This is a genomic window from Kribbella sp. NPDC058693, assembly GCF_042715335.1.
Classification (GTDB): domain Bacteria; phylum Actinomycetota; class Actinomycetes; order Propionibacteriales; family Kribbellaceae; genus Kribbella; species Kribbella jiaozuonensis.
Window position 1 is genome coordinate 1 of record NZ_JBHXSQ010000012.1, and the last position, 2,478, is coordinate 2,478.

Here is a 2,478-nt window from a genome sequence, read left to right on the forward strand (position 1 = left end):
TGTTTTCTCTTCCTGCGGGTACTGAGATGTTTCACTTCCCCGCGTTCCCTCCAGAACCCTATGTGTTCAGGCACTGGTAACTGGCTTTAGAATGCCAGCTGGGTTTCCCCATTCGGACACCCCCGGATCACAGCTCGGTTGCCAACTCCCCGGGGCTTATCGCAGGCTCCAACGTCCTTCATCGGCTCTTGGTACCAAGACATCCACCGATTGCCCTTAGTAGCTTGTCACAAAACAAACAACAAAAAGCAAAATTACGCTACAAAGAGATGCTCGCGTCCACTATACAGTTCTCAAAATACGGGCAGGAAAACCAGCCCATCCACACCACTTACAGGAACAAGCCCAACCCCAGGGAAACAACACACCCAGAAGAAGAACCCACCCACAGTTTGGTGAGAGCCGGCCCCAGCCACCAACTCAACCGTCACCGGTTGAACCGTGACCCAGAAGAAACAGTCCCAGAACCCTTACAGGTCCAGGGCCCGATTCCTCAGGACCCAACAGCGCGCCTCGGCCCTTCACTCATCCCTCACCCGCGTTCCACGCCCACCGAAGTAAGCAGTACTAACAGGATCCAGTGAGATCCAGGCCTAATGGTCAATGTTCCACAGTCCGAAGCACCATCACCCTCAGAACATTCGCCTGAGCTAGTGATGAGTAGACACTCAAAGAGTGTCGAGTGCTCCTTAGAAAGGAGGTGATCCAGCCGCACCTTCCGGTACGGCTACCTTGTTACGACTTCGTCCTAATCGCCAGCCCCACCTTCGACGGCTCCCTCCACAAGGGTTAGGCCACCGGCTTCGGGTGTTGCCGACTTTCATGACGTGACGGGCGGTGTGTACAAGGCCCGGGAACGTATTCACCGCAGCGTTGCTGATCTGCGATTACTAGCGACTCCGACTTCATGGGGTCGAGTTGCAGACCCCAATCCGAACTGAGACCGGCTTTTTGGGATTCGCTCCACCTTACAGTTTCGCAGCCCTTTGTACCGGCCATTGTAGCATGCGTGAAGCCCTGGACATAAGGGGCATGATGACTTGACGTCATCCCCACCTTCCTCCGAGTTGACCCCGGCAGTCTCCTATGAGTCCCCACCATCCCGAAGGACGTGCTGGCAACATAGGACGAGGGTTGCGCTCGTTGCGGGACTTAACCCAACATCTCACGACACGAGCTGACGACAGCCATGCACCACCTGTATAGGACCCTTACGGACCCCGCATCTCTGCGAGATTTCCCTATATGTCAAACCCAGGTAAGGTTCTTCGCGTTGCATCGAATTAATCCGCATGCTCCGCCGCTTGTGCGGGCCCCCGTCAATTCCTTTGAGTTTTAGCCTTGCGGCCGTACTCCCCAGGCGGGGCGCTTAATGCGTTAGCTGCGGCACGGAGGACGTGGAATGTCCCCCACACCTAGCGCCCAACGTTTACGGCGTGGACTACCAGGGTATCTAATCCTGTTCGCTACCCACGCTTTCGCTCCTCAGCGTCAGGTAAGGCCCAGAGAGCCGCCTTCGCCACCGGTGTTCTTCCTGATATCTGCGCATTCCACCGCTACACCAGGAGTTCCGCTCTCCCCTGCCTACCTCTAGTCTGCCCGTATCGGAAGCAGGCTCGGGGTTAAGCCCCGAGTTTTCACTCCCGACGTGACGAACCGCCTACGAGCCCTTTACGCCCAATAATTCCGGACAACGCTCGGACCCTACGTATTACCGCGGCTGCTGGCACGTAGTTGGCCGGTCCTTCTTCTGCAGGTACCGTCACTCTCGCTTCGTCCCTGCTGAAAGAGGTTTACAACCCGAAGGCCGTCATCCCTCACGCGGCGTTGCTGCGTCAGACTTTCGTCCATTGCGCAATATTCCCCACTGCTGCCTCCCGTAGGAGTCTGGGCCGTGTCTCAGTCCCAGTGTGGCCGGTCGCCCTCTCAGGCCGGCTACCCGTCGACGCCTTGGTAGGCCATTACCCCACCAACAAGCTGATAGGCCGCGAGCCCATCCCCAACCGCCAGAACTTTCAACCACACCCCATGAGAAGTATGGTGTTATCCGGTATTAGACCCCGTTTCCGAGGCTTATCCCAAAGTTGAGGGTAGGTTGCTCACGTGTTACTCACCCGTTCGCCGCTCGTGTACCCCCGAAGGGGCCTTACCGCTCGACTTGCATGTGTTAAGCACGCCGCCAGCGTTCGTCCTGAGCCAGGATCAAACTCTCCGTTGAAATCTATATGTCAACCACAGCAAAAAGCCGCGGAAAACAGACTACATTGAGTGATCCTTTGAATCAGAAACAAAACCATAAACTGGCTTGTCATCCGTATTAATTTCAAAGGAATCCGTCACAGACAACAAACAACCCCACCAAGAAACCCAGAAAGGTCCCTGGCAGAAATCATCCGAAGCCCATGAACGGGGATAATGCTAAATTTCGGCATTGACTTTCGGCACGCTGTTGAGTTCTCAAGAATCGGACGCACACCG

Annotated in this window: 2 rRNA genes; both read right to left on the reverse strand. The window is 55.9% G+C overall.

The features are described 5' to 3' along the window. Positions 1 to 230, reverse strand: a 23S ribosomal RNA gene (locus tag ACFWUU_RS40460); the annotation flags it as partial. A gap of 463 nt (positions 231 to 693) precedes the next feature. Continuing rightward, positions 694 to 2,218: ribosomal RNA gene (locus tag ACFWUU_RS40465) — 16S ribosomal RNA — on the reverse strand. Between the last annotated feature and the right edge of the window lie 260 nt (positions 2,219 to 2,478).